This window comes from Polynucleobacter sp. Fuers-14 (genome assembly GCF_018882045.1).
Lineage (GTDB): Bacteria > Pseudomonadota > Gammaproteobacteria > Burkholderiales > Burkholderiaceae > Polynucleobacter.
The window spans coordinates 173,305-195,688 of record NZ_JACVPG010000005.1 but is presented as its reverse complement, the minus strand read 5'-3'; the positions used below and the strand labels follow the sequence as shown (position 1 = coordinate 195,688).

General features: G+C 45.9%; 20 protein-coding genes. 18 read left to right on the top strand and 2 right to left on the bottom strand.

Features of this window, described 5'->3' with window-relative positions:
• Nucleotides 1-27 precede the first annotated feature (27 nt).
• The 17 genes from rpsB (at nt 28) to ICN40_RS03835 (ending at nt 17,997) form a co-directional block, all read left to right on the top strand.
• Nucleotides 28-777: a 30S ribosomal protein S2 gene (rpsB, locus tag ICN40_RS03915; RefSeq protein ID WP_216189398.1), complete on the top strand. Its 750-nt coding sequence runs from the start codon at nt 28-30 to the stop codon at nt 775-777.
• On the top strand, nt 777-1,661 hold the full coding sequence (gene tsf / locus ICN40_RS03910) for a translation elongation factor Ts (protein WP_216242292.1): 885 nt from the start codon (nt 777-779) through the stop codon (nt 1,659-1,661). Before rpsB ends, tsf begins: the two co-directional genes overlap by 1 nt.
• A 185-nt stretch (nt 1,662-1,846) precedes the next feature.
• The gene (pyrH, locus tag ICN40_RS03905) at nt 1,847-2,557 is read left to right on the top strand and encodes a UMP kinase (protein ID WP_072583036.1); all 711 of its coding nucleotides are present in this window, start codon (nt 1,847-1,849) and stop codon (nt 2,555-2,557) included.
• Nucleotides 2,558-2,568: 11 nt separating this feature from the next.
• Complete coding sequence (frr, locus tag ICN40_RS03900) at nt 2,569-3,129, top strand: ribosome recycling factor (RefSeq protein ID WP_072583035.1); 561 nt, start codon at nt 2,569-2,571, stop codon at nt 3,127-3,129.
• A 25-nt stretch (nt 3,130-3,154) separates the two neighbouring features.
• Nucleotides 3,155-3,928, top strand: a complete 774-nt coding sequence (locus tag ICN40_RS03895) for an isoprenyl transferase (RefSeq protein ID WP_072583034.1) — start codon at nt 3,155-3,157, stop codon at nt 3,926-3,928.
• A 28-nt stretch (nt 3,929-3,956) separates the two neighbouring features.
• Entirely contained in the window at nt 3,957-4,784 is an 828-nt protein-coding gene (locus ICN40_RS03890; RefSeq protein ID WP_216242290.1) for a phosphatidate cytidylyltransferase, read from the top strand.
• A complete protein-coding gene (ispC, locus tag ICN40_RS03885; protein ID WP_216242288.1) occupies nt 4,784-5,980 on the top strand; it encodes a 1-deoxy-D-xylulose-5-phosphate reductoisomerase in 1,197 nt (398 codons plus the stop codon). Before ICN40_RS03890 ends, ispC begins: the two co-directional genes overlap by 1 nt.
• Nucleotides 5,968-7,101: an RIP metalloprotease gene (locus ICN40_RS03880; protein WP_216242286.1), complete on the top strand. Its 1,134-nt coding sequence runs from the start codon at nt 5,968-5,970 to the stop codon at nt 7,099-7,101. Before ispC ends, ICN40_RS03880 begins: the two co-directional genes overlap by 13 nt.
• Nucleotides 7,098-9,446, top strand: a complete 2,349-nt coding sequence (bamA, locus tag ICN40_RS03875; protein ID WP_374222777.1) for an outer membrane protein assembly factor BamA — start codon at nt 7,098-7,100, stop codon at nt 9,444-9,446. The genes ICN40_RS03880 and bamA overlap by 4 nt, the downstream gene beginning before the upstream one ends.
• Nucleotides 9,447-9,464: 18 nt before the next feature.
• Complete coding sequence (locus ICN40_RS03870; protein WP_216242285.1) at nt 9,465-9,992, top strand: OmpH family outer membrane protein; 528 nt, start codon at nt 9,465-9,467, stop codon at nt 9,990-9,992.
• 5 nt (nt 9,993-9,997) lie between these two features.
• The gene (gene lpxD / locus ICN40_RS03865; RefSeq protein WP_216242283.1) at nt 9,998-11,065 is read left to right on the top strand and encodes a UDP-3-O-(3-hydroxymyristoyl)glucosamine N-acyltransferase; all 1,068 of its coding nucleotides are present in this window, start codon (nt 9,998-10,000) and stop codon (nt 11,063-11,065) included.
• 46 nt (nt 11,066-11,111) lie between these two features.
• Complete coding sequence (fabZ, locus tag ICN40_RS03860) at nt 11,112-11,561, top strand: 3-hydroxyacyl-ACP dehydratase FabZ (protein WP_072583028.1); 450 nt, start codon at nt 11,112-11,114, stop codon at nt 11,559-11,561.
• The gene (gene lpxA / locus ICN40_RS03855) at nt 11,561-12,358 is read left to right on the top strand and encodes an acyl-ACP--UDP-N-acetylglucosamine O-acyltransferase (protein WP_216242281.1); all 798 of its coding nucleotides are present in this window, start codon (nt 11,561-11,563) and stop codon (nt 12,356-12,358) included. Before fabZ ends, lpxA begins: the two co-directional genes overlap by 1 nt.
• Nucleotides 12,318-13,574, top strand: coding sequence for a lipid-A-disaccharide synthase (gene lpxB / locus ICN40_RS03850; protein WP_216242279.1), 1,257 nt, complete (start codon nt 12,318-12,320; stop codon nt 13,572-13,574). Before lpxA ends, lpxB begins: the two co-directional genes overlap by 41 nt.
• Entirely contained in the window at nt 13,571-14,164 is a 594-nt protein-coding gene (gene rnhB, locus ICN40_RS03845; protein WP_216242277.1) for a ribonuclease HII, read from the top strand. The genes lpxB and rnhB overlap by 4 nt, the downstream gene beginning before the upstream one ends.
• A 3-nt stretch (nt 14,165-14,167) precedes the next feature.
• Entirely contained in the window at nt 14,168-14,992 is an 825-nt protein-coding gene (locus tag ICN40_RS03840) for an RNA methyltransferase (protein WP_216242275.1), read from the top strand.
• A gap of 386 nt (nt 14,993-15,378) precedes the next feature.
• Complete coding sequence (locus tag ICN40_RS03835) at nt 15,379-17,997, top strand: autotransporter outer membrane beta-barrel domain-containing protein (protein ID WP_216242273.1); 2,619 nt, start codon at nt 15,379-15,381, stop codon at nt 17,995-17,997.
• A gap of 49 nt (nt 17,998-18,046) precedes the next feature.
• On the opposite strand, the gene ICN40_RS03830 is transcribed toward ICN40_RS03835, so the two are convergent.
• Nucleotides 18,047-18,874, bottom strand: a complete 828-nt coding sequence (locus ICN40_RS03830; RefSeq protein WP_072583021.1) for a pyruvate, water dikinase regulatory protein — start codon at nt 18,872-18,874, stop codon at nt 18,047-18,049.
• Between the two features lie 106 nt (nt 18,875-18,980).
• On the opposite strand from ICN40_RS03830, the gene ppsA reads away from it, so the two are divergent.
• Nucleotides 18,981-21,386 carry a phosphoenolpyruvate synthase gene (gene ppsA, locus ICN40_RS03825; RefSeq protein WP_255561123.1) on the top strand — a complete coding sequence of 802 codons (2,406 nt, stop codon included), beginning with the start codon at nt 18,981-18,983 and terminating at the stop codon, nt 21,384-21,386.
• A gap of 89 nt (nt 21,387-21,475) precedes the next feature.
• Here the strand turns inward: ppsA and ICN40_RS03820 are convergent, their stop codons facing one another.
• Nucleotides 21,476-22,369, bottom strand: a complete 894-nt coding sequence (locus tag ICN40_RS03820) for a peptidase (RefSeq protein ID WP_216242271.1) — start codon at nt 22,367-22,369, stop codon at nt 21,476-21,478.
• Between the last annotated feature and the right edge of the window lie 15 nt (nt 22,370-22,384).

Below are 22,384 nucleotides of genomic sequence, written 5' to 3'. Positions count from 1 at the left end.
CTTTAGAAACAACCCTTAGGAGAAGTTATGTCAGTAACTATGCGTCAAATGCTGGAAGCCGGTTGCCATTTTGGTCACCAAACCCGTTTCTGGTCCCCAAGAATGGCCCCTTACATTTTCGGTCATCGCAACAAAATCCACATCATCAACTTGGAAAAAACATTGCCAATGTTTCAGGACGCCCTGAAATTTGCAAAACAAGTTGCTGCTAATCGTGGCACGATTTTATTTGTTGGTACTAAGCGTCAATCACGCGAGATTATTGCTGAAGAAGCTGCTCGTGCTGGTATGCCTTACATCGACAGCCGTTGGTTGGGTGGCACACTCACCAACTTCAAAACTGTTAAAGGTTCCCTCAAGCGTTTGAAAGACATGGCAGTTGCTAAAGAAGCTGGCGACTGGGAAAAGCTTTCAAAGAAAGAAGCTTTGACTAACGACCGTGATCTCGACAAATTGCAAAAAGCACTTGGCGGCATTCAAGATTTGAATGGCGTTCCTGATGCGATTTTTGTAGTGGACGTTGGCTATCACAAGATTGCTATTACTGAAGCAAACAAGCTTGGTATTCCAGTAATCGCTGTTGTAGATACCAACCACTCACCAGAAGGTGTTGATTACATCATCCCTGGTAACGATGACTCCAGCAAAGCGGTTCTCCTTTATGCACGTGGCATTGCTGACGCAATCCTCGAAGGCAAAGCTAACTCTGTTCAAGAAATTTTGACAGCTGTTAAAGAAGGCGAAGAAGAGTTTGTTGAAGAAGGGAAAGCTGAATAATGGCCGCTATTACCGCTGCAATGGTTGGCGAGTTACGCGCCAAAACTGATGCTCCGATGATGGAGTGCAAAAAGGCTTTGACTGAGGCTGATGGTGATATGGCTCGTGCAGAAGAAATTCTGCGCGTTAAGCTCGGTAGCAAGGCTGGTAAAGCAGCTTCTCGTGTAACGGCTGAAGGTATCGTTGCCGCCTCTATCAATGGCACTACCGGTGCTTTGTTAGAAGTGAACTGCGAAACCGATTTCGTTTCTAAAAACGATGATTTCTTGGCATTTGTAAATGACTGCGTGAAGTTGGTTGCTGAAAAGAACCCAGCTGACGTTGCTGCATTGTTAGCATTGCCATTGAATGGTCAAACTGTTGATGAAGTTCGTAGCGCACTGATCGGTAAGATCGGCGAGAACATCATGCCGCGTCGCTTCAAGCGTTTTGCTGGTAGCAACAAGTTGGTCTCTTACCTCCATGGCGCTCGTATTGGCGTAATGGTTGAGTTCGAAGGTGACGAGACTGCCGCTAAAGATGTAGCAATGCATATTGCTGCAATGAAGCCAGTAGCTTTGTCTATGGCTGACGTTCCTGCTGAAGCAATTGCTGTAGAGCGTAGCGTTGCCGTTCAAAAAGCTGCTGAATCTGGTAAACCACCAGAAATCGTTGAAAAGATGGTTGAAGGCTCTATTCAGAAGTACCTCAAAGAGGTTTCTTTGTTGAACCAGACTTTCGTTAAAAACGACAAGCAATCTGTAGAGCAAATGCTCAAGGCCGCAAATACAACAATCAAGGGTTTCACCATGTTTGTTGTAGGCGAGGGCATTGAGAAGCGTCAAGACGACTTTGCGGCTGAAGTAGCTGCACAAGTAGCTGCTGCCTCTAAAGCAACAGCTTAATAGGCTATTTTGGGGCTTGCCCCACTGCTTAGTAATACCAAAAAGGGCATAGAAACCTTAGTTTCTGTGCCCTTTTCTTTGATCCCTCCCAAGCCCTTTATAATTTGGCGGAGATATTAAAAAGTGCTTAAAGATCAATAAGCTAAGTAAGTAAATTACTTTGCAAATTACGGAAAATAAAAAACATGCCAGCCTACAAACGAGTCCTCCTAAAACTATCTGGTGAAGCCCTTATGGGTGATGATGCTTTTGGCATCAATCCAGTCACTATTGATTCCATGGTTAAAGAAATCGCCGCTATTGTGAATATTGGAGTAGAGCTAGCGATTGTGATTGGCGGCGGAAACATTTTCCGCGGAGTTGCAGGTGGTGCTGCTGGTATGGATCGTGCAACTGCCGATTACATGGGCATGTTGGCAACCATGATGAATTCTTTAGCATTGCAAGATGCCTTGCGTCAAAAAGGTGTTGAGGCGCGCGTGCAATCCGCTCTTCGTATGGATCAAGTGGTTGAGCCCTACATTCGTCCACGTGCAATCCGCGCGATGGGTGAGGGAAAAGTCGTTATTTTCGCAGCAGGTACGGGCAATCCATTCTTTACTACTGATACTGCTGCCGCTCTGCGTGGGGCTGAGATGGGTGTTGAGATTATGCTCAAAGCAACGAAGGTAGATGGTATTTATAGTGCCGATCCAGTAAAGGATCCAACTGCCACTTTATATAAAACCATTACGTTTGACGAAGCGTTAATCAAGAATCTACAAGTTATGGATGCAACTGCATTTGCATTGTGCCGTGATCGCAAATTACCAATCAAAGTATTTTCAATTCTCAAGCCAGGCGCATTAATGCGTGTAGTGCAAGGTGAACCTGAAGGTACTTTAGTACACGTTTAATAGGAGGCCTGATGTCCGCAGCAGAAATTAAAACCAATACCGATCAAAAGATGCAAAAGTCTCTCGAGGCTTTGAAGACCAATTTAGCCAAGATTCGCTCTGGCCGTGCTAACCCAGGAATTCTCGAGCACATTCAGGTGGATTATTACGGTAACCCAACGCCATTAAGTCAGGTTGCTAGCCTAGGCTTAGCAGATGCGCGCACCATCAACGTTCAACCATTTGAAAAAACGATGGTTGCAGTGATTGAAAAAGCGATTCGTGATTCTGATCTTGGCTTAAACCCAGCATCTCAGGGCACTGTAATCCGCGTGCCAATGCCTGCTTTGACTGAAGAGCGCCGCCGCGACCTCACCAAGGTTGTTAAGAATGAGGGTGAAGAAACTAAGATTGCTGTTCGTAATTTGCGTCGCGATGCAAATGAGCATTTAAAGCGTCTTACCAAAGACAAGGAAATTTCCGAGGATGAAGAGCGCCGTGCTACTGATGAAATTCAGAAGATGACGGATAAAGCAGTGATTGATGTCGATAAGATCGTTTCTGAAAAAGAAAAAGAGATCATGACGGTTTAAAGCCGCCTTGAATTTTTAACCTCTCATGACTCAACACTCTAGTTCAACCCTAGCCATCCCAGAGGTAAGTGCTATACCTCGCCATGTGGCGATCATCATGGATGGCAATGGGCGTTGGGCTAGCAAGCGCATGATGCCTCGTGTAGCTGGGCACTCAGAAGGTTTGAGCGCTGTAAGAAAAATCGTTGAAGAGTGCCGCAAGCTTGGTGTTGAATATCTCACTGTATTTGCCTTTAGCTCAGAGAACTGGCGTCGCCCACCAGAAGAAGTAGGCTTCTTGATGAAGTTATTTCTGAAATCACTCAAGGGTGAAGTGTCTCGTCTGGCAGAAAACGATATTGCTTTGCGTTTAATTGGCGACCTGAGCCGTTTTGATTCTGCCATCCAGGAGATGGTGCAATTCTCTGAACAAAAGACTGCTGGGTGCAAAGGATTAACTTTTACGATCGCCGCTAACTATGGTGGTCGCTGGGATATCTTGCAGGCAATGCGCCAATGCCTTTCTGCTAACCCCAATTTGAGGCCAGAACAGGTTACTGAAGAATTGCTTCAACCTCATCTTTCAATGGCTTACGCACCAGAGCCAGATTTGTTTATCCGCACTGGTGGCGAGCAGCGCGTGAGTAATTTCTTGTTATGGCAACTGGCATATACCGAGTTGTACTTCACAGATGTTTTGTGGCCTGACTTTGATGAGAAAGAATTGCACAAGGCATTTGACTGGTTTAGCCAGCGCGAGCGCCGTTTTGGTCGTACCAGTGCTCAGCTTGCATCTCAAGCAATGAGTGATGCAGTTTGACGCTGCTAATTACTAAACTTAATTCTCCATGTTAAAAACCCGAGTCATTACCGCCCTTGTTCTATTGGCGGTATTGCTACCCATTCTGTTTTTGCTCCCGGCAATGTATGTTGATGCATTCTTCTTGGTGGCTTTGTTGGCCGCCGCTTGGGAATGGAGTCGCTTACTAGCACCTGAGGTAGGGCGTGCAGCCTGGCTATACGCATTATTTTGCTTGGCCATTATTTTGTTTTTGCTGGGCATGCAAAACGCCTCATGGCAATTTGCCTTATTACTTCTAGCCGTCATTTTCTGGTTCTTTGTTGCACCATTTATATTGGCCAAAGGCATCAATCTTTCGCTAGAAAAGCTGCGACCTTTTTATGTGGTTCTCGGTTTAATTTTATTGCCAGCCACCTGGTTTGCATTGGTGTTCTTGCGTGAGTTAGGCCTGATCTTTTTGTTTAGTAGTATGGCTCTAGTATGGATTGCTGATATTGGGGCTTACTTTGTAGGTAAGGCGTTTGGTAAACACAAGCTTGCTGTGCAAATTAGTCCAGGTAAATCGATTGAAGGTGCTATCGGCGGTTTAATACTTTGTTATGTTTATGCATTCTTATGCGTTTACTTCTTGCCTTTTGAATCGACTTTGTTTGGTGCATGGGCCATTCGCTTTGGTTGGGTTCCCATGTTCCTCATGGTGACGGTATTAGCGGCCTTCAGTATTTTTGGGGACTTATTTGAGTCTCAGTTAAAGCGTTTAGCTGGCGTCAAAGACTCCAGTCATTTATTGCCAGGACATGGCGGCGTATTAGATCGGGTAGATGCTTTGATTCCGGCAATGCCAATCGCAGCGCTCTTGGCAGGATTTGTGTAATGCCAGTCAAGCAGATCGCCATCCTAGGTTCTACTGGCTCCATCGGCGTTAATACGCTCGATGTGATTCGTGCTCATCCAGATCGCTTTAAGGTAGTCGCACTGACCGCTGCAAAGCAGGTGGATTTACTGGCTAAGCAGTGTGCTGAATTTACGCCAACTATCGCGGTAGTGGCAGATGCTGATGGCGCCGCTCGCTTAAGCAAGATTTTGCTCGAGAAAAAAATCAATACTCAGGTCTTGTATGGACCGCAAGCTTTAGTTAGCGCTGTTACTGAATCGCATTGCGATACCGTTATGGCTGCGATTGTAGGTGCGGCAGGATTGGTGCCCGCCTTGGCTGCTGCAAAAGCTGGCAAAAGAGTGTTGCTCGCAAATAAAGAAGCCTTAGTGATGTCTGGCGATTTGTTTATGCAGGCGATGAAGGCAGGGGGCGGAGAATTACTGCCAATCGATAGTGAGCACAATGCCATCTTTCAATGTCTACCTAATCAATTTTCTAAAGCCCCCAATCCGAGCTTAGGGGTTGAAGAATTATGGTTGACTGCCTCCGGTGGACCATTCAGAAATACGCCGCTTGATCAATTGGCTGGTATTACTCCCGATCAAGCTTGCGCACATCCCAACTGGGTGATGGGTAGAAAAATTTCAGTTGATTCTGCGACGATGATGAACAAGGGTCTTGAAGTGATCGAGGCGTTTTGGTTATTTGGTTTGCCTTTAGAGAAAATTAAAGTATTAATCCATCCGCAAAGCGTTGTGCATTCGATGGTTCGCTATCGTGATGGTTCTGTGCTTGCCCAACTGGGTCAGCCTGATATGCGAACCCCTATTGCTTATGGCCTAGCGTGGCCAGAGCGTATTGAGGCGGGTGTGGCTCCACTGAGTTTGGCGCAGTTGGCGAATTTAAGTTTTGCTGATCCAGAGTTAGGACGCTTTCCTTGCCTCTCATTGGCATTTGCTGCCGCTAAAGCTGGCGGTACTGCACCAGCGGTTCTGAACGCCGCCAATGAAGTTGCAGTAGCAGCATTCTTAGATGAAGGCCTGCCGTATTTGCAAATCTCCCGCGTGGTGGATAGTGTGTTAAACACTATTTCTTCGGTGAATGCTGACTCGCTAAAGTTAATTTTGGATGTTGATGCTCGCGCTCGTCAAGCGGCGCAAGTAGTAGTGAAGGAAATTCTTTGCAGGCATTGATTACTCTCGCGGCTTTTTTGTTAACCCTGGGGGTGTTGGTTAGCTTTCATGAGTTTGGGCATTTCTTTGCTGCTCGTTGTTGTGGTGTTCGAGTCCTTCGCTTCGCAATTGGCTTTGGTAAACCGCTACTCACTTACCATGCAAAAAATAATACAGAGTGGGTATTAGCTTCAATTCCATTGGGCGGCTATGTGAAATTACTTGATGGTCGAGATCGTCAGCAAGTGATTACTCCGGCCGATGAATTTGAAGCTTTTGATAAAAAGCCCTTGTGGCAGAGGTCATTGATTGTGGCTGCGGGCCCATTAGCCAATTTCTTTTTAGCGATTGTCTTTTTTGCCCTGATCTATATTTCCGGCGCCCCACAATTACCAGCCGTTCTGCAAAATCCCCCTGAACATTCTATTGCTGCCAAACTGGGAGTGATAGCGGGTGATCGGGTAGTTGGTTGGCAGAATTTGGGCTCTGAGGAGAGTGGTTCGCCCCTTTTAGGGGATTTTGACTCTGTACCGAGTTGGAATGCCTTGCGCTGGAACTTAATGGATGCGCTTACCGCAAAGAATGGATTTGCTCTAGAGCTAGCAACACCTGCTGGTGAAAGCTCAATAAAGTCCTTTAATGTCAAGGATTTGCCCAAAATCAGTCCTAATCAGGATCCGATGTTGGCCTTGGGCATTCTACCTGCATTGACACCGTTGGCGCAGTGGCAGGACCTGAAATTAGGGCCGATAGATGCCCTCATTTTTGCTTCAAAGAGGGTGTGGGTAATTACCAAGGTTTCTGCAAGGCTAATGGCAGGATTATTTACCGGAAATACCTCCTTAAAGCAGCTGGGCGGACCCCTCAGTATTGCGGACATGGCGGGGAAATCAGCCCAGGTAGGGTGGCAGCCATTTTTAGCCTTTTTGGCGCTTATGAGTATTAGCATTGGTTTGCTGAATTTGCTCCCTTTTCCAATGCTTGATGGGGGTCAGCTACTGTATGATGCATGGGAGTTGGTTGCCGGTAAGCGGATTTCGACATCAATGCAGGAACAGCTCCAAAAAGTGGGCTTTATTTTGCTGATTTCTATGTCATTACTGGCCTTGTTTAACGATTTACAACGCTATATTTCGCCTTGAATCCTCTGACACATTCTTCCCGTATTTTTGCCCGCTTCATCACCCATATATTGATATTTTCTGCGATTGGGTTGAGTCTGAATGCCTCTGCTGCCGAGTCATTTGTGGTGAAGGACATTCGTGTTGAAGGTTTGCAGCGCGTAGAGCCTGGAACGGTATTTAGCTATTTGCCGGTTCAAGTAGGTGATACCTTTAACGAAGAAAAAGGTGCGGAATCGATCAAGGCTTTGTATAGCACTGGATTTTTTAGGGACGTGCAAATTCAAGAGCAGGGCAATGTTCTGATTGTGATCGTAGAGGAGCGCCCAACGATTTCTCGTATTGAATTTACCGGGATGAAAGAGTTTGATTCTGAGGTTGTTCGCAAGTCCTTAAAAACAGTTGGCGTTGCTGAAGCGCGTTTTTACGACAAAGCGCTAATTGATAAAGCAGAGCAAGAATTAAAGCGCCAATATGTTGGTAAAGGGATGTATGCGGCAGAGGTTGTTGCTACAGTTACCCCAGTTGAGCGCAATCAAGTGGCTGTCTATTTCAATATTGATGAGGGCCCTGTTGCCAAAATTCAAGAGATTAACTTTATTGGTAATGAAGTCTTTAGCGAGAGTACGCTAAAAAGCGAGATGCAGTTAAAAACTGGCGGTTGGTTGTCTTGGTATAGCAAAGACAATCTTTATTCTAAGCAAAAGCTCACTGCCGACTTAGAGTCCATTCGATCTTATTATCTCAATCGTGGTTATCTTGAGTTTGTGATTGAGTCCACTCAAGTATCGATTACCCCTGATAAAAAGGGTATCTACCTCACCATTAGCATTCGCGAAGGTAAAAAATTCACCGTCAAGGATGTGCGTTTAGCAGGTGAAACCTTAGGTAAAGAAGCTGAGTTAATGCAGTTGATTGTTCTCAAGCCTGGGGACACTTTCTCGTCAGCTAAATTAACCGAGAGCACCAAGGCAATTGCTGAAATCTTGGGTTCTTATGGCTATGCATTTGCAACCATCAATCCGCAACCAGATATTCGTCGCGACATAGCTGAGGTAGATTTGACCTTGGTGGTGGATCCTGGTCGTCGTATCTATGTGCGCCAAGTGGCAATTTCTGGAAACGCCAGAACTCGCGATATGGTGATTCGTCGCGAAATACGTCAGTTTGAAAGCTCTTGGTTTGATAGTGACAAGATCGACTTATCTAAAAAGCGTTTAGGACGCTTGGGTTACTTTACTGAGACTGACATCACTACAGAAGATGTCCCTGGATCTCCCGACCAGGTTGATGTCAATGTCAAAGTAGCTGAGAAGCCAACAGGAGCAATTACCGTTGGCGCAGGTTTCTCCTCAACCGAGAAGTTGATTTTGTCTGCAGGTATTAATCAAGACAATGCCTTTGGCACCGGCACTTCTGTTGGCTTAAATGCTTCCCTCGGTAAGATCACTCAAAATCTAACCCTCTCTAACTATGACCCATACTTCACTGAAGATGGCATTAGTCGCTACACCGATCTGTACTATCGATCATCTAAGCCTTTGTACTACGCTGGCGATCCTGATTATCAGATTAAGTCTGTTGGATCGAATATTAAATTTGGCGTGCCGTATACAGAGGTGGATAGAGTATTTTTTGGAACCGGTCTAGAGGCCTTTCAAATTAAAACTTCTGCAAATACTCCAATACCATATCTAAATTATGCGATGAGTTATGGGGTGCCTTCACCAGGTTACCCAGGTACAGCAACAACTTATAACGTTCCCGTAACTGTTGGTTGGGCGCGTGATGGTCGCGATAGCTCATTAATTCCTTCAACAGGTTCTTTGGAGCAACTCTCAGGCGAAGTTGGAACTCCTGTTGGAGATCTCACTTTTTACCGTATTTATGGCCAGTATCAGAAATACCATTCCTTTTCAAAAGGCAATATTTTGTCCTTTAATGGTGAGGTTGGTTATGGTCAGGCGTACGGCAACAATCCATTCCCAATTACTAAAAACTACTATGTAGGCGGTATTGGTTCCGTACGCGGCTATTCCCCTGGCTCTTTGGGTCCGCAGTACTACAACACATATATCGGCGCTTATCAGCCAACAGGCGGACAGTCTAAGATTGTTAGTAACGTGGAGTACACCTTCCCTGTACCTGGCTCTGGGGTAGATAAAACTCTTCGCCTATTCACCTTCGTAGACGGCGGTAATGCATTTGGGCAAAACATCAATTTAGTTTTGAGATACTCCTACGGATTCGGTTTATCATGGATATCACCGCTTGGGCCATTGAAATTCAGCTACGGTATTCCGTATAAGTCACAACCAACGGATAACATCCAGCGTTTGCAGTTCCAAGTGGGCACGTCGTTTTAATTGTTTAAGGAAAGTTTTATGAAGCTTTATCAATCTTCAAAATGGATTCAAATCGGCTTAGTCGCTGCGGTGGCTGCAATCACTGCAACACCAGTATTGGCCCAGGACTCGGGAACACGGGTTGCTGTTGTGAACTCGGAGAAGGTATTTAACGAGTCCAACTTAGCAAAAGCAATGCAAACTCGTCTGCAAAACGAATTTACAAAACGCCAAAATGATTTGCGTGATAGCGCTCAAAAAATTAAATCTGCTGCTGAAAAGTTAGATCGTGATGCTGCCGTGATGAACGAATCTGAGCGCGTTCGTCGCCAACGTGAGTTGGCTGATCAAGATCGTGAATTACAACGCAAGCAACGCGAATTTACTGAAGATCTCAATCAGCGCACTTTCGAAGAGCGCGCCAAGATTGCAGAGAAAGCAAATGCAGTGTTGAAGCAAATTGCAGAACAAAGAAAAATTGATGTCATTGTTCAAGAAGCAGCTTATGTCAGCCCTAAGGCAGATGTAACCGATGACGTTATCAAGGCTTTAAATAGCCAGAAGTAAGCTTTATGCCGACCGCCATTGAGCTGGCCGAACAGTTTCAAGCAAGCTTGGTGGGGGAGGCTTCCCACGGATTTATTGGCCTCGCTCCTTTGGAGCGAGCGCAGCCAGATCAGATATCCTTCCTTTCCAATCCCCTTTATAGGCAACAAGCAAGCGATAGCGCTGCTGGGGCTTTGATTGTTAGCAAATCTGATTTAGAGTTTTTGCAGGCAAATCTTAGCGCGCATTCTGCAAAGCGGGCGTACTTTGTTTCTAAAAATCCATACGCTACATTCGCTAGAATGGCGCAGTACTTTGCAAAGGTTAGTAGCCCAATCTACGCTCCCGGAATACATCCTAGTGCGGTCATTGATCCCACTGCGAGCGTTCCATCTTCCTGCCACATTGGACCATTTGTTCAGATTGGTGCGGGCGTAAAGTTAGGCGAACGTGTTTCTATTCTGGGAAATTCCAACATTGCCAGGGATAGCATTATTGCAAGCGATACGGTGCTTTATCCATCGGTTTCTATTTATTGCAACACTCAGATTGGTGAACGTTGCATTATTCATAGCGGCGCAGTCATCGGCGCCGATGGCTTTGGTTTTGCCCCAGACTTTTCTGCTACAGGCGGTGAATGGGTCAAGATTCCCCAGACGGGGCGAGTGGTCATTGGCAATGATGTCGAGATTGGCGCCTCAACCACGATTGATCGTGGCGCGATGAGTGATACGGTTGTAGGCGCAGGAACAAAAATTGATAATCAGGTGCAAATAGCGCACAACGTAGTAATAGGTAATTGCTGCGTTGTCGCTGGGTGTGCAGCTATATCTGGCAGTACCAAAATTGGTAATTTTTGCATCATTGGTGGCGCAGCAAACTTTGCAGGTCATCTCACGATTGCTGACAGAACGACGGTGTCTGGTAATACTTCCATTATTCGATCTATTACAGAGCCTGGGCAGCATTTCACAGGCGTTTATCCATCAATGCTCCACGGCGCTTGGGAGAAAAACGCTGCCATCTTGCGTGGGCTAGATAAAATACGTCAGCGCTTGCGCTTGTTAGATAAAAACAAAACTACTGAATCTTGAGATTCTGTAAAACTAAATTTAATATTTACTTTTCAGCGGGTCATTTATGAGCACACCAATCGCCATCGACATCAATAAGATTCTTCAATTGCTACCGCATCGCTACCCATTCCTATTGGTAGACCGCGTATTAGAAATTACCCCGCGTGAAAGCATCACCGCATTAAAAAACGTCACCATGAATGAGCCTTTCTTTCAAGGTCATTTTCCAGATTTCCCAGTGATGCCTGGCGTATTAATTATTGAGGCTTTAGCGCAGACTGCTGCTTTGCTCACATTCTCTGAAGAGCGCGCGGAGGATGCAATCTATTACTTTGCTGGCATTGATGGCGCACGCTTTAAAAAGCCCGTATTGCCTGGCGATCAGTTAATTATGACTGCCACATTAGAGCGTGGTCGCGCTGGAATTTATAAGTTTGCTGTTAAGGCAACCGTGGATGGTGAGATTGCTGCAGAGGCTAATATCACTTGTGCGGTTCGTACGAAAGGCGCGTAATGACTCGGATTCATGCAACTGCTGTAGTAGACAGTAAGGCTGAGCTAGCTGGCGATGTTGAGGTTGGCCCGTATTCGGTCATTGGTCCTAACGTGAAGATTGGCCCTGGTACTAAAGTAGGCTCTCATACAGTGATTGAGGGTTGCACCACAATCGGCGCGCAAAATAGCTTTGCCCACTTTGCAGCTATTGGTGGTCCTCCGCAGGATATGAAATACCGTGGCGAGCCAACACAGTTAATTATTGGCGATCGCAATACTGTTCGTGAGTTCACCACGATTCATACGGGCACATCACAGGATGAGGGTATTACCCGCATCGGTAATGACAACTGGATCATGGCGTATGTGCATATTGCGCATGACTGTCAGGTCGGTAATCACACGATTTTTTCAAGCAATGCGCAAATAGCTGGGCATGTTCAAGTCAATGACTGGGCCATCATGGGTGGCATGTCTGGTGTGCATCAGTTTGTTCGTATTGGTCAGCATGCCATGCTTGGCGGTGCTTCTGCGCTAGTACAAGATATCCCGCCATTCGTGATTGCTGCCGGAGACAAAGCCTCTCCTCATGGTATTAACGTTGAGGGTTTAAAGCGCCGCGGTTTCTCAAGTGAAACTATCTCTGCCTTACGTCAAGCTTATAAAGTGCTTTATAAGGATGGCCTGAGTTTTGAAGATGCGAAAGTAGAGATTCAGAAAATGGTTGTTGCTTCAGCGGCAGATGTAGCCACTGCTGAGAAGCTCGCACAGTTCCATGACTTTATTGCCGCTTCTACACGCGGCATTATTCGGTAACGGAATTACTTTGCCAAAGTTAGCTTGTGTTGCTGGCGAACCTTCTGGCGATCTACTAGCGGCGCCAGTTCTTAGTGCGCTAAATCAAATTCCGGACATGGCTGGCCTTGAGGTTTATGGCATTGGCGGCCCTCGCATGCAAGCTGAGGGTATGCGCTCCGATTGGCCTATGGAAACCTTAAGTGTGCGAGGTTACGTAGAGGCTATTAAGCAGCTCCCAGCTATTCTGAAACTTCGTAAAGAGCTCATTCAAAACCTCCTCAACGAAGGTCGCCCAGATGTTTATTTGGGAGTTGATGCCCCAGATTTCAATCTAGGTGTAGAGCTTCAATTACGCAAAGCAGGTATTCCGACTTTGCATTTGGTCTCGCCTTCTATTTGGGCGTGGCGAGCAGGGCGCATTAAGAAGATTTCCCAAGCAGTGGAACGCATGCTTTGCATCTTTCCTTTTGAGACTGAAATCTATGACAAAGCTGGTGTGGCATCCACTTATGTTGGTCATCCATTAGCCAGCGAGATTCCACTTGAGCCTAATATTCAGCAAGCGCGAGAAAAGATAAGTGAACACTTGAATTTACAGGCAGCGCCCCTTAACGGTCTCGTTATTGCAGTACTCCCTGGAAGTCGTGGATCGGAGATTGAGCTCATCGCCCCCGTCTTTTTTGAGACGATGCAGTTATTGACTGAAACCTTAAAGGGTCAGAAGCTGCATTTCTTAATTCCGGTGGCAACACCGCGGTTACGTGAGCCTCTTGAGCAACTTTTACTCAAGACAAAAAATAGCAATCCAGATATCCAGATTTATTTGCTAGATGGCATGGCTGATGAAGTGCTAGAAGCTTCAGACGTCGTGTTGATCGCAAGCGGCACAGCTACCTTACAAGCAGCTTTATGGAAAAAACCTATGGTAATTTCTTATAAGGTGCCTTGGCTAACTGCACAGATCATGAAGCGCCAAGGCTACATGCCTTATGTAGGTCTGCCAAACATCTTGTGTGGCGAATTCGTTGTTCCTGAACTTCTGCAAAATGACGCTACCCCAGAAAAACTAGCTCATGCTGTACAAACCTGGTTAGAGCATCCAGCTAAAGTTGCCAAACTCAAAGAACGTTTTGCCCAGATGCATGAAACTTTGCGTCGTCCCACTGGTTTATTGGTTGCGCAAGCCGTAGCGCAAACTATTGCCAATCAACGCAAGAACAAAATAAGCATATGAGTCTTATTTGGGTCTGCGGTGTCGATGAAGCAGGGCGCGGACCATTAGTTGGTGCGGTGGTTGCTGGCGCCGTAGTTCTTGATCCCGATAATCCGATTGAAGGTTTAAAGGATTCTAAGAAGTTAACCGCTGTTCGTCGCGAATATCTCTATGAGCAGATCATGGAGAAGGCAAAAGCTTGGGGTGTTGGCGAGGCCAGTCCAGCTGAGATTGATGAAATTAATATTTTGCAGGCCACTATGCTGGCAATGCGCAGGGCAATCGAAGATCTCACCACTCGCTTAGGCACTTGGCCTGATAAAGCATTGATTGATGGCAATCGTTGCCCAGAGTTGCCAATTGCTGCAGAAGCGATTGTGAAGGGTGATGCTAAGGAACCTGCAATTTCAGCGGCATCGATTGTGGCCAAAGTCACGCGTGATCGCCAGATGCAAATATTGCATGAGCGTCATCCAGAATATGGGTTTGCACAACATATGGGCTATCCAACTGAAGCCCACTTTGCGGCCCTTAAACAATACGGCGCATGCGATGAACACAGAAGAAGCTTTTCACCAGTGCGAAAAGTGCTGGAATCAATAGCAAACTAAGTTATGAACTTTGATCTCATCACCTCCAAAGAGAATCCGCTATTTAAAGAGATTCGCAACCTACAGGCTACCGGCTCAAAAGGGCAGAAGGCTAGGCTCGCTAGCGGCCAAGCATTATTGGAAGGCATTCATCTAGTCCAAACTTGGGTAGGTGTTCCAGCCTTAAAGACATTGTTCACTTCAGAAATTGGTTTGAAGAATGCGGAAATCTCGCAAGTTGTCTACGAACATCTCGAAATATGCCCTGATACTAAGGTATTTCAGCTAGATAGCGCACTCTGGGACTTGCTTTCTGATTTGGTGAATGCGCCGCATATTGCAGGCTTGTTGGATCTTCCAAAATCAACTCTTACCCCATCCCAATCCATTGCAACTCTAGAGGGTGATGTAGTCATCTTGGATCGAGTGCAAGATGCAGGTAATGTTGGATCTATTTTGCGCACCGCAGCCGCCGCGGGCTTTACCCAGGTCATTGCTTTATCAGGCTGTGCCCATCTGTGGTCTACAAAAGTATTGCGCGCAGGTATGGGCGCTCACAAACTCCTGGATTTATATGAGGGCTGGTCTAATCAGCAAGTATTAAGCGCAGTCACGGCGCCACTATTGGCTGCTACAGCAGATGCAGAGCAAGATCTCTACTCCCTGAAAAAAGAGTTACTCCACCCAGTTGCTTGGGTGATGGGTAGCGAAGGGCAGGGGGTGTCTGAAGACCTGCTGGCTCAAGCCAAGGGGGTATCAATCCCGATTGATCCGCGGGTGGAATCGCTTAATGTATCCACTGCAGCCGCTGTATGTCTATTTGAGACTCTACGGATGAGGCGTGATTAGCTAGCAGTCTTTTTGCGATGGTCTGCGTTCGATTAGCAGAAGACGCTTATGGGGGCGTATGTAGTTTTTTCATGACCTAAAACTGCTACTTTAATTTATTGTGTCGTTAATTGCTTCAAAAGGTATAGGGGTTCTACTTAGTCCGTTAATTTTTGCGAAATTCCTAGATACGAGACAGGCAATTAGGCCATCTTCATTAGGACTCCAATATGCGGCTAATGGCTGGAGTAGACTTGCTAATAATAGCTGGAGGGCGAATGCAGTGTGCTTACGCGTTACCTGCCACTTCAGTCAATCTAGCTTGGCCTAATGCTCATGGCGCAAACGATCAAGTTACTTCATTAAATGTATGTTATGTGGAATTTATTTGTAAGGGCTTTTAGTAAGTGAAAAAGATATCGAATTATTTATTCCCGCTCGTATTGGTATTAAGCGCAACCGTACCTGTGTACGCAAATGGAGCTACTTGCATTGCTAATAGTGCAGTAATTAGCTCTGATTGCTCTGATTTAACTATTGATGCCGCCGTTAGCACAGCGATTAATAGTGGCGTCACTGTATCTGGTGTAACTCAGATGGCAGTTAGCGTTAGCGCATCAAATGCGGCATTGAATAATTCAGGGTTAATTGATAGCTTGAATGCAAGTACGATTGGCCTATACAACCTCGGCTCTAATAATGTGTTTATTAATGGAGTAAGTGGAGCTATCAATGGTAGCTGGGCTGGGTTTTACAATAACGCAGGTTCATCATTGAGCCTAACGAATTCAGGATCGATAGCGGCTACCAATACTGTTGATAATGGCAAAGACAACGCAGGTATTGTCAACTTTCAGGGACAGTTTAATATTTTGTCTAATGGCAAGGGAGGCTCCATTAGTGGCCTTTATTATGGTGTTGAAAACTTGGGAACCATTAATGTTCTCAATAATTATGGAACGATGACTGGGACCCTAAATCCCGGGGATCCTGTGTCATCCAGCGGTATCTTTAATGGATTAAATTCTGTTATTGGAACTATTGCTAATTACCAAACTGGAGTCATCAGCTCCAGCACCGGCAGCGGTATTGCAAACTACGGCCAAATATCTGTAATCAATAACTCAGGTGTTATAGCCGGGGCATATGGAATTATAAATAGTGGCGGGGTGATTGGCGCTATTAACAACTTTGGCTCAATCACAAGCGGGGCCAGCGGGGTTGGAATTTATAACGTCGGCAATAGCACCATTACTACCTTAACCAATGCGGGCACAATTAGCGGCCCTGATACTGCGACCGGTATTTTTAACGATCCCCATAGCACAATTACAACCTTAGTCAATACAGGCTCAATAGTGCTTGGTAATAATGGCTATGGAATCATTAATAACGGCAACATGGATACGTTGACTAATGCAGGTTCCATCATCACGGGCAGTACCAGTTCTGCGGCCGATACAATCGGCATCAGCAATCAAGGCAGCATTAATACACTGATTAATGCCGGCTCCATAACTGTTGGCAATGGTGATCCTATATATACTTCGGCAGGGATAGTTAACTTTAATGCTAGCTCAATAAGCACGTTAATTAATACGGGCTCTATTATCAGTGGCGATGGTGGGTATGGAATTTATAACGTCGCTACAGGAACTATTGGTACATTAACCAACATGGGTTCTATCACGAGCGGTATTGGTGGATATGGAATCTATAACGAAAGTGCTGGCATTATTACTAGCCTCACTAACGCCCAGGGCGGTAACGGTAATACTCCTGCAACCACTGCGTTAACTTATGGCGGTGCATTGCCAACAAATTACAGCATCTTCTTGACTAGCCAAACCCATTATGGACAATTGGTTGGTTCTGGATTGTCTGGCGCAACCACTTTTAGTATTGCTGCTGGCTCTTATGCAACGTTAAATCATATTTATTCGGGCGTTCTTCAGGGCTTCTCTGCAAGCAATCTTAATAACGCTGTTGGCTCTCGGGTAACTGGTGCATCAAATGGCTACACATATGTACTTACTCAAATAGACCCTGCTAGTGGCATTTGGAATCTGGATGTTTTATCTGCGCCTGTAAATTTAATCGATACCCAGCAATCTTTAGTAAATACCGCATCAGCATTACAAAACATCTACACATTGCAAAACTCTGTTCTGGCTAATAGCTTCTCTTATGACTGTAATGAGTTTGGTGCTAACGGGGTTTGTATCTCAGTGGGTGGTCGCAACACTGCCGTATCAGCAGCAAATGGTCTGAATAACGCCAGCGGTTTATTGATTGCAGCCTATCGCCCACATCAGAACTATCGTATTGGCGCATACGTCGATCAAAACCTCTCAGTAAACAATACTGGTTCAACAGTTAACCTTGGCAACAACACGCCATTAATTGGCTTGTTCGGCGCTTGGAATCAGCGTTTAGATGGCACTGGTACTGAAGTGAAGATCTCTGCAGCTTATGGTCAAAAGAGCGCTACCATCTCGAGGCAAGTGGTCAATGCTTCAGAGCCGGGTACTGGTTCATCCCAACTAAATAGCCAAGGCGCACAAGTAACGGCTAAATATGGTTTTGGAGTTGTAGAAAACGTAATCGTTGCTCCATACGTTGGCATTCGTTATACCCAGAACAATATGGGCGGCTATACCGAAGGCACGAGTGCAACAGTAACTGCGCCACTTACATACTCCGCGCTCAATACGAATGCTACAACTGCCTTAGCTGGCCTCGGTGCTTCCTATAAGTTTGTTGCTCAAGCAGGGGTCTTTGGTAGCGCCGGTGTTGAGACTGATACCAACACAGCTAATGGCACATACTCAGCCACTGGATTGAGTGGCCTGACACCAATAAATTTCAATGCCAATCCTGTGAAAACAAGACCTACTGCTATGTTGGGTGCTTACTATGATGTGGCCAAGAATCAGCGTTTAGGAATTACCGGCATCTATCGTCAAGAGCCATTCCAAGCTGTTTCTACAACTACTGTAATGGCGACTTATACGATTGGCATGTAATTGCCGACTATCTGCTGAGAATCGAGAGCAGGCATTACGCAATACTTCTTTACCCCAGTATTGTTTTATCAGACTTAATTGCTTGCAGCACTGTGGTAGCAATTTCTTCGATGGACTTGCTGGTAGTGAGCACCCAAGGGATGGATTGCTTTTTCATCATCGCTGTCGCTTCATTAATTTCATAGCGGCAGTTTTCTAGCTTGGCGTAGTTACTTCCAGGTCTGCGTTCATTACGTATCTCTGAGAGTCGTTCCGCATCAATCATCAAACCAAAGATTTTTTGACGGTAGGGCACTAGATCTTTCGGGAGCTGCCCCCGTTCAAAGTCTTCTGGAATAAGTGGGTAGTTAGCTGCTTTGAGCCCATACTGCATTGCCAGGTAAAGACTGGTTGGTGTCTTGCCAACCCGGGAGATGCCAATCAGAATGACATCGGCTTCAGCTAAGTTTTGATTGGATTGACCATCATCGTGGGCCAAGGAATAGTTGATGGCCTCAATCCGGTTCTTATAGGCCTCGGTATCCGCATTATGGTGAAGGCGGTTCATGGCATGGGTGGATTTCATGCCCAGGGCTTCTTCTAGAGGGGCTACGAAGGTCTGAAACATGTCCAAAATCAGGCCATTCGCCTTGGCCACGATTGCATTGAGCTCGGAGTTCACCAAAGTGGTGAAAACGATGGGTTGCACCCCATATTTAGCAGCCGCCTGATTGACGCTGCTAACGGCATCGTGGGCTTTATCCACGCTATCCACAAAGGGCACCCGAATATGCTTAAAAGTGGCCTCAAATTGGGCCAAAATCGACTGGCTGAAGTTCTCGGCGGTAATGCCGGTGCCGTCAGAGACAATAAAAACAATGCGGGTTTCGTTAGACATGGATTTGGCTTAAAAGTCAGGGTCAGCACTACAATAGAATCATATTAAAGCATGCCCCATTTAGGGTGGCCGCTAGACCAGTTTCCTTATCTTTTGAGAGTATTTTATGTCCAACCAACAGCAACAAAATAGCAGTATGGCTGATGCCTATGTTTTGCCTTTTGAACAACTCCGCATGACTGATGTTGAATCAGTTGGCGGTAAGAATGCTTCACTAGGAGAAATGATTTCTCAGTTAGCGTCTACTGGGGTTCGTGTTCCTACGGGTTTTGCAACTACTGCACTAGCATTCCGTGACTTTCTAAAGCACAACAATCTGACTGAGCGTATTCAGCAGCGTTTAGAAGGTTTGAATATTGATGATGTGCGTGCATTGGCGCAAGCTGGTGCGGAAATTCGCAGCTGGATCGAAACGGCACCATTTCAGCCAAAGCTGGATGAAGAGATTCGTAAAGCATTTGCAGTATTGGATGATTCTGGTAAAGGCTCATTTGCGGTACGTTCATCAGCCACTGCCGAAGACTTGCCAGACGCTTCTTTTGCTGGTCAGCAAGAAACTTTCTTGAACGTCGAAGGTATTGACGATGTTCTGAAGAAGATTCGTGAAGTATTTGCTTCCTTGTATAACGATCGTGCGATCTCCTACCGTGTTCACAAGGGCTTTGCCCACGCTGAAGTAGCCTTATCAGCCGGTATTCAACGCATGGTCCGCTCTGACTTGGGCGCTGCTGGTGTGATGTTTACTCTGGATACCGAGTCTGGATTTGAGGATGTTGTTTTCATTACTTCTAGCTATGGCTTGGGTGAGACTGTAGTGCAGGGCGCAGTGAACCCGGACGAGTTTTATGTTTTCAAAACAACCTTAGCTCAAGATAAGAAGGCAATCATTCGCCGCTCCTTGGGTTCCAAGTTAATTCAAATGCAATTTGCCCCTAAAGGCTCTGCAGAAAAAGTGCAAACTGTTGATGTCACCCCAGAAAAGCGTAATCGCTTCTCTTTGGAGGATACCGATATCACTGAGTTGGCTAAATATGCAGTGATCATTGAAAAGCACTACGGCCGTCCAATGGACATCGAGTGGGGTAAAGATGGTCAAGATGGTCGTATCTATATCTTGCAAGCACGCCCTGAGACTGTAAAGAGTCAGGCTGCTGGCCAAGTAGAGATGCGCTACAAGTTGAAGGGCAGCTCAAAGGTATTGGCAAAAGGTCGCGCAATCGGTCAAAAGATTGGTGCAGGCCCTGTGCGTATTATTCGTGACCCAAGCGAAATGGATCGTGTTCAGCCAGGTGATGTCTTGGTTGCCGATATGACTGACCCAAACTGGGAACCAGTCATGAAGCGTGCTTCAGCGATTGTGACTAATCGTGGTGGACGCACATGCCATGCAGCAATCATTGCCCGTGAATTAGGTGTGCCTGCAGTAGTTGGTTGCGGTGATGCCACTGAGCATTTGCAAGACGGCATGATGGTGACGGTTTCTTGCGCCGAAGGTGATGAGGGTCATATTTATGATGGCTTGATCGAAACTGAAGTCACTGAAGTATCCCGCGGTGTGTTGCCAGAGATTCCAGTGAAGATCACGATGAATATCGGTAATCCTCAGTTGGCATTTGATTTCTGTCAGATTCCGAATGCTGGTGTTGGCTTAGCTCGTCTTGAGTTCATCATCAATAACTACATTGGCGTTCACCCACGTGCTGTATTGGAATATCCAAATATTGATCCTGACCTCAAGCGTGCAGTTGAAAGCGTTGCTCGTGGCTATGCTAGCCCGCGTCAGTTCTATGAAGATAAGTTGGTTGAAGGTGTAGCAACGATTGCTGCTGCTTTCTATCCAAAGCCAGTGATTGTTCGTTTGTCAGACTTCAAATCCAATGAATATAAGAAACTCATTGGTGGATCACGTTACGAGCCGGATGAAGAGAATCCAATGTTGGGATTCCGCGGTGCATCACGTTATGTGTCTGAAGATTTCGGCGAGGCTTTTGCTCTTGAGTGCGCTGCAATGAAGCGTGTTCGTGAAGATATGGGCTTGGACAACGTAGAAATCATGGTCCCGTTTGTACGTACTATCAATCAGGCTAAGCGCGTGATCGACATGATGGAGAAGTTTGGTCTCAAGCGTGGCGTAAATGGTTTGCGTCTCATCATGATGTGCGAGATCCCATCTAATGCGATTTTGGCTGATCAGTTCCTTGAGTACTTTGATGGTTTCTCAATCGGCTCAAACGACATGACTCAATTAACTTTGGGCCTAGATCGTGACTCCGGAATGGAATTGTTGGCTATCGACTTTGATGAGCGTGATCCAGCGGTAGAGTTCATGATTGCTCGTTCAATTGATGCTTGCCGTAAGCAAAATAAATATGTTGGTATTTGCGGTCAAGGCCCCTCAGATCACCCAGACTTTGCTCGTTGGTTGGTTGAGAAGGGAATCACTTCAATCTCATTAAATCCAGATAGCGTAGTGGCTACCTGGGAGATGTTAGGTAAGAACTTAAAAGCCTAAACCAAAGCGGATAGTAGTAAAGCAAAAGGCCTAGATTTTTTCTAGGCCTTTTTGTTTGTAGGTACATTCAACACTTCATTGATGAAGACCTACTTTTTCTTTACGGTTGCCTTCTTCGGTAAAACTTTCTTTGCTACCTTCTTTGCGGGGACGACCTTATTTGTTGCCGCCTTTACTGTTTTTGATTTTGGAGGCTGCTGATTAATCGGTACCGCCCCCATCTTTTTCGCTGGCGCTGAAATCGCGCTGGACTTATTAGCGCCGCTCCAGCTTGGCTCGGAAATCGAATTGAAGGCAGCGCGCAGTTTTTCACCCCACAGCTGATGGATCATCTGGAAGTAGGGATTAGACTCATCCATAGTTACCAGCTTGCTAGCCTTGAGGGAGTTTTTCTCGTAAACAAGTAAGTCTAGTGGCAGTCCTACGGAAATATTGCTGTTGAGCGTTGAATCCATTGAGATCAATGCGCACTTGGTTGCTAGGTTGAGCGGGGTATTGAAGTTCAATACCCGGTCTAAGATTGGTTTTCCATATTTCGATTCACCGATTTGAAAGTAGCAAGTCTCTGGGGTGGCTTCAATAAAGTTCCCTGCAGAGTAAATATTAAAGAGACGAGGCCTTTCACCTTTTACTTGGCCGCCAAAAATGAGATTGCAATTGAAATCAATCCCGGCCTTTTCTAGGGCTTTATGGTCACGCTCATATACTTGTTTAATGGCATCGCCAATCACTACAGCTGCATCATGTGAGCTCTCGGCGGTCCACAAATTCTTGCCATTAAGCAATTGGCCTTGCAGCAAAATCTCTTTGACAGCCTGCGTGATAGCTAGGTTGCCGGCGCTCATCAATGTAAAGAAGCGATCCTTGTTTTGAAACAAGGTCATCTTTCTAAAGGTGCCGATTTGGTCTACGCCGGCATTTGTCCGAGTGTCGGATAAGAAGACAAGACCATCTTTAAGGCAAAGACCAACGCAATACGTCATACACAGACCCTCTTC